Raw genomic sequence first — 8501 nt, 5'->3', positions numbered from 1 at the left:
TACAGGTGATCAGCGCGGTCGTACAATCGGGTATCCGACAGCTAATATTCGCATTGAGCCAGCATATTTCCTGCCAAAAGTAGGCGTTTATGCGGTAGAAGTACTGGTAAAAGGGCAAACCTATTATGGTATGGCGAATCTTGGATTCAAACCGACTTTCCAGCAAGACGCAGCAGTCCCTAATTTAGAGGTGCATATCCTCGACTTTGATGAACAAATCTATGGGGAGCAGCTGACTGTTTCTTGGAGATCTTTCATCCGCGAAGAAGTGAAATTTAACGGTATTGATGAGCTAGTTGGTCAATTGAATCGCGATAAACAACAAGTTAACGCATATTTTGCATAGAAATTGACTGCAGGACTTGCAATCTGAAGCAAAAAGGTGTAATCTGGACTATGGAAAACCTTCGCTTGGCAATTCGCTACTCCGGCGATTGCTCGGGGAATGGGGTTACTATTAGATTTTTTAGGAGGAACAAACAAATGGCAATCTCTAAAGAACGTAAGAATGAACTAATCAGCGAATACAAAACACATGACAGTGACACAGGTTCACCAGAAGTGCAAATCGCTGTATTGACGGAGGAAATCACTACACTTAACGAACACCTTCGTACACACAAAAAAGATCACCACTCTCGTCGTGGCCTATTGAAAATGGTTGGTCGCCGTCGTAACTTGTTAAACTATCTTCGCGATAAAGACGTTACACGTTACCGTGATCTAATTCAAAAACTTGGCTTACGCCGATAAGATGGACAAAGAAGCGGGAATTTTTCCCGCTTTTTCTATAGGAAAAAACCTATTCTACATAGTGTTATAAACGCAGCCTGAACTGGAGCATAATACAGACAGGATATGTTGCAAGATAAATGAGAGGGGCTTTATTCATGGCAGACCAAAAACAAGTGTTCTCCACGGAGATTTCCGGTCAGACTTTTTCTGTGGAAATCGGAGAACTTGCCAAGCAAGCTAGCGGCGCTTGCCTAATCCAGTACGGAGACACATCTGTACTTTCCACTGTTGTTGGTTCTAAAGAACCGAAAGACTTACCGTTTTTCCCATTGACAGTGAACTATGAAGAAAGACTATATGCGGTTGGTAAGATTCCAGGCGGATTCATTAAGCGTGAAGGCCGTCCGAGCGAGAAAGCTGTATTGGCTTCTCGTCTAATCGACCGTCCGATTCGCCCACTATTCCCAGATGGATTCCGTAATGACGTGCAAGTAATCAGCATGGTGATGAGTGTGGATCAAGATTACTCTTCTGAAATGGCTGCAATGGTCGGTTCTTCAATCGCATTAAGCATTTCTGATATTCCATTCCATGGTCCGATTGCTGGTGTAGTTGTTGGTCGTGTAAATGGTGAATTCATTATCAACCCGACAAAAGAACAGCAAGAACAGAGTGATATTGACTTGACAGTTGCTGGTACAAAAGATGCTATTAACATGGTAGAAGCTGGTGCAGAAGAAGTACCGGAAGATATTATGCTAGAAGCAATCATGTTCGGTCATGAAGAAATCAAACGTCTTGTTGCATTCCAGGAAGAAATCGTTGCCGCTGTTGGCAAAGAAAAGATGGATGTAAAACTTTTCGATTTGGACAAGGAATTGACGGAAGATGTAAAAAACCGTTGTTACGACAAGTTGAAAGGTGCAATCGAAGTGCATGAAAAGAAAGCACGTGAAGCAGCGATTGATGAAGTGAAAAAAGAAACTGTCGCTTTCTATGAAGAACAGGAAGCTGATGAAGATACAGTGAAGCAAGTGAAGGGAATTCTTGACAAATTAGTTAAGGAAGAAGTTCGTCGAGCTATTACAAAAGACAAGATCCGTCCGGATGGTCGCGGTGTAGATGAAATTCGTCCGCTTTCTTCTCGTATTGGTGTATTGCCTCGGACACATGGATCTGCTTTGTTCACACGCGGTCAAACGCAGGCATTGAGTGTATGTACACTTGGAGCATTGGGCGATGTACAGATTCTTGATGGACTGGATACAGAAGAAACGAAACGTTTCATGCATCATTACAACTTCCCGCATTTTAGTGTCGGTGAGACAGGACCAATCAGAGCACCAGGACGCCGGGAAATCGGACATGGTGCACTTGGAGAACGAGCGTTGGAAAAAGTAATTCCTTCCGAGAAGGACTTCCCTTATACAATTCGTCTTGTTTCTGAGATTCTGGAGTCCAACGGTTCCACTTCTCAAGCTAGTATTTGTGCCAGCACAATGGCGATGATGGCTGCAGGTGTACCGATTAAAGCACCAGTAGCAGGAATTGCAATGGGCTTAGTGAAGTCTGGTGATGATTACACAATCCTTACAGACATCCAAGGCATGGAAGATGCACTAGGAGATATGGATTTCAAGGTAGCAGGTACGGAAAAAGGTGTAACAGCCTTGCAGATGGATATTAAGATTGAAGGCTTGAGCCGTGAGATTTTGGAAGAGGCATTAACGCAAGCGCGTAAAGGTCGATTGGAAATTCTAAGCCATATGGTATCGACAATAAGCGAACCGAAGCAAGAGCTTTCTGCTTATGCTCCGAAAATCCTGACAATGTCAATCAATCCGGACAAGATCCGCGACGTCATTGGACCAAGCGGAAAACAAATCAACAAAATTATTGAAGAAACGGGCGTCAAGATCGATATCGAACAAGATGGAACCGTATTTATCTCTTCTACCAATTCTGCGAAGAACGATGAAGCGAAACAGATTATCAGCGACATTGTTCGTGAAGTTGAGGTTGGAGAAATATACGATGGTACAGTAAAACGAATTGAGAAATTCGGAGCCTTTGTTGAACTGTTCAAAGGAAAAGATGGACTTGTCCATATTTCTGAACTGGCAGAGGAACGTGTTGGTAAAGTTGAGGATGTTGTCAAAATTGGTGACAAACTTAAAGTAAAAGTAAAAGAAATCGACCGCCAAGGACGAGTGAATCTTTCACATAAACAGCTGCTTGTAGAAGCAAAGCAGGAAAAAGAAGAGCAGTCCGCGACTGAAGAATAAGCAAGTCCCAAGAAACTGGTTTAGCCAGTTTCTTTTTTTTCCTGCTTGTTCTTCCTTGTCCCATCTCCTCATAAGCTAGTTTAGGGGAGGGATGGGAATGCATCGGATTATTATACACTTGCTTGTTTTTGTCACGCTGATCTTTCTGCTGATTGATGGCGGTAATCTGCCGTTTCAGACAGCGTCTGTAAGCCATCATCCAGTTTTTTCTGATATAGCAGTGAGATCTGATGAAGCACAATTACGGCAGGAAATAGAGGCGGTACGCAAGGAAGTTGAAAAGCCGTCCGAGAACGCACGAATTGATAAGATATGGAAGAAAATACCTGGTAAAGCAGGGGTCAAGGTTGACGTGGATGCTTCTTTAGAAAAGATGCAAAAGACAGGAACTTTTGATCGGGAACTGCTCGTATTAGAGGAAGTCGAGCCAGAAGTTACATTGGACGAACTGCCGGCTTCGCCAATTTATCGAGCAAGAGAAGATCAAGAGCAGGTAGCATTGCTGATTAATGTTTCGTGGGGAGAGAAACATATTCCTTCTATTTTGCAAACATTAAAAGATGCTGGTGTGAAGGCGAATTTCTTCATAGAAGGCAAATGGGCAAAGGAAAATAATGAGATTGTCGAGATGATTAAAGAAGAAGGACATGTTATTGGAAACCATGCTTATAATCATCCCGATATGAAACGAATGAACAAAGCAGATTCGGTTGAGCAAATAACCCAGACCAATGAAATCATCCATGCCATTATAGGTGATAAACCTACCTATTTTGCTCCGCCAAGCGGAAGCTTTAATCAAGGTGTCATTGAAGCTGCCGCGGAACAGCAAATGGAGACGGTCTTGTGGTCTGTGGATACCATTGATTGGCAAAAACCGACAGTACCTGTTATGATGAAACGCGTGACTGAGAAACTGCATCCAGGAGCATTTATCCTGATGCATCCAACGCCTGTTGTAGAAGCAGGACTTGCCGACATGCTGAAAGTTATCGAAGAAAAAGGGTACAGTGTGTCGACTTTGGATACGATATTGAATGAAGGAAGATAATGGTGCAGCAGCACGTGCTGCTGATTGGGAGGATTTAAATTTGCTGCAAAGACACACATGCAAAAATGGATTACGAGTTGTAGTAGAAAACATGCCATCGGTACGATCCGTAACGATTGGTATCTGGATTTTAACAGGTTCCAGAAATGAAGAAGAAAAGAATAACGGGCTCTCCCATTTCCTCGAGCATATGTTCTTTAAAGGAACAAAAAAACGCTCAGCGAAAGAATTAGCGGAGGCTTTTGATGCAATTGGAGGCATGGTAAATGCTTTCACTTCCAAGGAGTATACGTGCTATTATGCCAAAGTGCTTGATACGCATAAAGAATTCGCACTGGAAGTATTAGCGGACATGTTCTTTGAATCGCAATTTGCTCAAGAAGAGATTGAGAAGGAACAAAAAGTCGTTTTGGAAGAAATCAAGATGGCAGAAGATACACCAGATGATATTATTCATGACTGGCTTGCTGAAGCTGCCTATGCCAAACATCCGCTTGGATTGCCTATTCTCGGTACAGAGAGCACGGTGATGAGCTTTAACAGTGATTCTGTTCGACAATATAAGGAATCACATTATGTACCGGAAAAAATCGTTATTTCGGTTGCTGGAAATGTGGATGATTCATTCATGAAAGAAGTGGAACATCATTTTGGTTCCTTTGAAGCGGATTCAGCACATCGGGAATTGGAAATACCGCCATTCTTTCCGAATACAATTCGCCGAGCGAAGGAAACAGAGCAAGCGCATCTTACAATTGGTTACAATGGCTTGAAACTGGATGACCCAGCAAGCTACAGCCTTATGGTTGTAAACAACGTACTAGGCGGAAGCATGAGTTCGCGGCTGTTCCAAGATGTGCGAGAGGACAAGGGCTTAGCGTATTCTGTGTTCTCTTACCATAGTACGCATCAAGATAGCGGCATGCTTACTATCTATGCCGGTACCGGCAAAGAGCAACTGGATGAACTGCAGGAGACAATCCGTCAAACCACGGAGAAGCTGAAAGCAGATGGACTGACGGAAAAGGAACTGCAGAATACCAAAGAGCAGCTGAAAGGTAACTATATGCTTGGCTTAGAAAGTACAAATAGCAGAATGAGCAGAAATGGCCGTAATGAACTAATGCTTGGTAAACATCCATCCTTTAATGAATTGATCGAGAAAATCGACAATGTAACGATGGACGATGTGAACGGCATTATTCATCACATATTCGGCAAAGAACAAGCTAGAGCGATAGTAGCACCAAAATAAAAAGGAGCTGATCGACTTTGCGTTTCAAGGACATTGGAGATAAAGAAATCATTGATGTGAACAACGGTGAACGTTTAGGGGTGCTCGGTCAAACAGATGTAGAGTTTAACCCAGTCACAGGCAAGATTGATGCTTTTCTCATACCGAATTATAAGTGGTTCGGCTTGCGCAAAGAAGGCAGTGACAACCGCATTGCCTGGGAAGAGATTCAGACGATCGGTAAACATATGATACTTATTAACTCGTAATAAATTAGGAAATGAGTATAATTTAGAAATCCAAACTAGGATAATTTCTTATTGAAGAATTTATCTTGAGTTTGGATTTTTTTATGGATGAATTAGGGAAGGCAAGCGCTAATTTAAGCAGCGTGTTACGTCGATTTCGCTCCTTTCGTCACAGCTCTCAATTTATGTCTGCACAATCCCCCAATTCAAGCACTCCTCTCTGTAATCCTCATATGATAACTGGAAAGCAATATTTCCATTGCAAGAAAATCTACGAAAATAACGCTGCAGAGCGAGGTGAGAGTTTGACCACCGAATTGACTATCGCTGTCCTTGGCGGTGATGCCCGCTACTTGGAGATGATTCGCAGCCTGCAGTGCAGTGCGGATGCATCTGTATTTGCAGTGGGTTTCGAAAAAATTAATCAAAGCTTTACTGGCGGTATTCAGCGGGAGATGGAAGACATAGACCCAGAACAGCTGGACGCCATTATCCTGCCGATTCCTGGTCTGGGCCCTAATGGTCAAATTGAGACGGTCTTCTCTGATAAGAATATTCAGCTGACAGAAGATTGGATGGATCGTCTTCCTAAAGAATGTGTCATTTTTACAGGCATTACAAATGCGTATTTGACGGAAACATGCAAGAAGCGAAACTTGCGCCTTGTATCGCTGTTCGACAGAGATGATGTAGCCATCTACAATTCAATTCCTACAGCCGAAGGTGCTATTATGACTGCCATCAAACATACGGATTTCACTATCCATGGATCAAAAGTTACTGTGCTTGGCTTTGGACGTGTTGGAATGAGCGTTGCGGCTAAATTTGATGCACTTGGTGCAGATGTACATGTAGGGTCGATTCACGATGCTGATATTGCTCGGATTAGCCAAATGGGGATGCATGCCTTTTTCCTTGATCTTCTTCCAGAAGTGGTGCAGAACAGCGACATTCTCATTAATACAATTCCAGCTCTTGTAGTGAAGAGACCTGTAATTGAACAGCTGCCAACACAAGGATTGATTATTGACCTAGCTTCGAAACCAGGCGGTGTCGATTTCGATTACGCTAAAAAACGGGGGATTCAGGCTATTCATGCTTTGGGTCTGCCGGGAATTGTTGCACCTAAGACGGCTGGAAATATTTTATCCGTGGTTATCAAGCAGATATTAACAAACAACTAGAAGGAGGAGTAGTGTATGAGTTTAGCAGGAAAAAGAATCGGGTTCGGTATTACAGGTTCCCATTGTACCTATAGTGAAATTTTTCCGCAGATTGAACATCTCGTAAAGCTAGGTGCAGAAGTCGTGCCGATTGTAAGTAATACTGTTCAATTTACCGATACGTATTTCGGGGATGCAAAGGATCATCTGCAAAAAATCAGTGATTTGACAGGAACAAAAATCATTAAGACGATTCCGGAAGCAGAACCACTCGGTCCCAGAGAACCACTGGATTGCATGGTTATTGCACCGCTGACTGGCAACAGTATGTCTAAGCTGGCCAACGCTTTGACTGACAGCCCTGTGTTAATGGCAACGAAAGCGACAATTCGAAACGAGAAACCAATCGTTCTTGGAATCAGTACAAATGATGCACTAGGCCTGAATGGTGTTAATTTAATGCGGCTGATGGCGGCTAAATTCATGTATTTCATTCCATTCGGTCAAGATGATCCATTTAAAAAGCCGAACTCCCTTGTTGCGGATATGACAAAACTGCCAGAAACAATTGAAGCTGCTTTGCAGTATAAACAGCTGCAGCCCGTATTGGTACAACGTTTTTCCTAAACTCCTCAAACGATAACCTATCACAGAAAAATTATGATATGATAGGGTTTAGCGTAACAACCATATCATACGTATCCATTGAGATAGAGGAGAGGGTTTTTTTATGGCACAGCAAAGTTATCATATCGCAGTAGTAGGCGCTACAGGCGCTGTAGGTCAAAAAATGCTGGAAACTCTCGCAGACCGCGACTTTCCGATCGGCGAGCTATCTTTATTATCTTCCAGCAGATCAGCTGGTCAGCAAATAGATTTCAAAGGAAAAAGCTATACAGTGAAAGAAGCGAAGCCGGAGAGCTTTGAAGGTGTTGACATTGCATTATTCTCTGCAGGAGGCTCTGTCTCAAAAGCTTTGGCACCAGAAGCGGTAAAGCGCGGTGCAGTAGTTGTCGATAACACGAGTGCTTACCGGATGGATCCGGAAGTACCGCTTGTTGTTCCAGAAGTAAATGAAGAAGACTTAAAAGCGCATAAGGGTATTATTGCCAATCCGAATTGCTCTACAATTCAAATGGTCGCTGCATTGGAACCATTAAAAGCAGCTTACGGACTTTCCCGTATTATCGTCTCCACATACCAAGCTGTATCTGGAGCAGGTGCAGTGGCTATTGATGAATTGAAGGATCAAGCACAACAATTCCTGAACGGCGAAGATATGGAAGCAAGTGTCTTGCCTGTAAAAGGCGACAAACGCCATTTCCCGGTAGCTTTCAACGCACTGCCGCAAATTGATGTGTTCCAAGATAATGGCTACACGTATGAAGAAATGAAAATGATCAATGAAACGAAAAAAATTATGCATGCGGAAGACATGCATGTTTCTGCAACATGTGTCCGTTTGCCGGTGTTTACTTCTCATGCCGAAAGCGTTTATATCGAACTGGGTCAAAACGGTCTTTCCGTCAAAGATCTTCATGAGAAACTGGCAGCAGCAGAAGGTATCGTACTAGAAGATGATCCAAGTACGCAAACTTACCCGACACCGCTATCTGCCGCTGGCAAGAAAGACGTATTTGTCGGAAGAGTGCGCAAGGATCCAGATCACGATAATGGATTCCACCTGTGGATTGTGTCCGATAACCTATTGAAGGGTGCGGCTTGGAATAGTGTTCAGATTGCAGAACGCTTAATTCAACATAACTTGCTTACAGTCTGAGGTGT

The 8501-nt window shown here is 43.1% G+C and carries 9 protein-coding genes; all 9 read left to right on the top strand.

Annotation, left to right across the window (positions count from 1 at the left end):
- Positions 1-346, top strand: a 346-nt coding sequence (locus B1K52_RS18345) for a riboflavin kinase (protein ID WP_256855935.1), incomplete at its 5' end; no start/stop codon positions are given.
- 137 nt (positions 347-483) lie between these two features.
- Positions 484-753, top strand: a complete 270-nt coding sequence (rpsO, locus tag B1K52_RS14660; RefSeq protein ID WP_077309491.1) for a 30S ribosomal protein S15 — start codon at positions 484-486, stop codon at positions 751-753.
- 137 nt (positions 754-890) lie between these two features.
- A complete protein-coding gene (locus tag B1K52_RS14655; RefSeq protein ID WP_077309489.1) occupies positions 891-3020 on the top strand; it encodes a polyribonucleotide nucleotidyltransferase in 2130 nt (709 codons plus the stop codon).
- A gap of 97 nt (positions 3021-3117) precedes the next feature.
- Positions 3118-4071 (top strand): polysaccharide deacetylase family protein, encoded by a 954-nt coding sequence (locus B1K52_RS14650; RefSeq protein ID WP_256855934.1) that lies wholly within the window; start codon positions 3118-3120, stop codon positions 4069-4071.
- On the top strand, positions 4058-5326 hold the full coding sequence (locus B1K52_RS14645; RefSeq protein WP_256855933.1) for a M16 family metallopeptidase: 1269 nt from the start codon (positions 4058-4060) through the stop codon (positions 5324-5326). Before B1K52_RS14650 ends, B1K52_RS14645 begins: the two co-directional genes overlap by 14 nt.
- 17 nt (positions 5327-5343) lie before the next feature.
- Positions 5344-5574: a YlmC/YmxH family sporulation protein gene (locus B1K52_RS14640; protein WP_077309485.1), complete on the top strand. Its 231-nt coding sequence runs from the start codon at positions 5344-5346 to the stop codon at positions 5572-5574.
- Between the two features lie 284 nt (positions 5575-5858).
- Positions 5859-6737 (top strand): dipicolinic acid synthetase subunit A, encoded by an 879-nt coding sequence (dpaA, locus tag B1K52_RS14635; RefSeq protein WP_256855932.1) that lies wholly within the window; start codon positions 5859-5861, stop codon positions 6735-6737.
- 15 nt (positions 6738-6752) lie between these two features.
- Positions 6753-7343, top strand: a complete 591-nt coding sequence (gene dpaB / locus B1K52_RS14630) for a dipicolinate synthase subunit B (RefSeq protein WP_077309481.1) — start codon at positions 6753-6755, stop codon at positions 7341-7343.
- Between the two features lie 103 nt (positions 7344-7446).
- Positions 7447-8496 carry an aspartate-semialdehyde dehydrogenase gene (locus B1K52_RS14625; RefSeq protein WP_077309479.1) on the top strand — a complete coding sequence of 350 codons (1050 nt, stop codon included), beginning with the start codon at positions 7447-7449 and terminating at the stop codon, positions 8494-8496.
- The last annotated feature ends 5 nt before the right edge of the window (positions 8497-8501 follow it).

Origin of the sequence: Terribacillus halophilus (assembly GCF_900162685.1) — a bacterium.
Taxonomy (GTDB): domain Bacteria; phylum Bacillota; class Bacilli; order Bacillales; family Amphibacillaceae; genus Terribacillus; species Terribacillus halophilus_A.
Note: the sequence above shows the minus strand (reverse complement) of the source record. Positions and strands in the feature narration are given on the sequence as shown.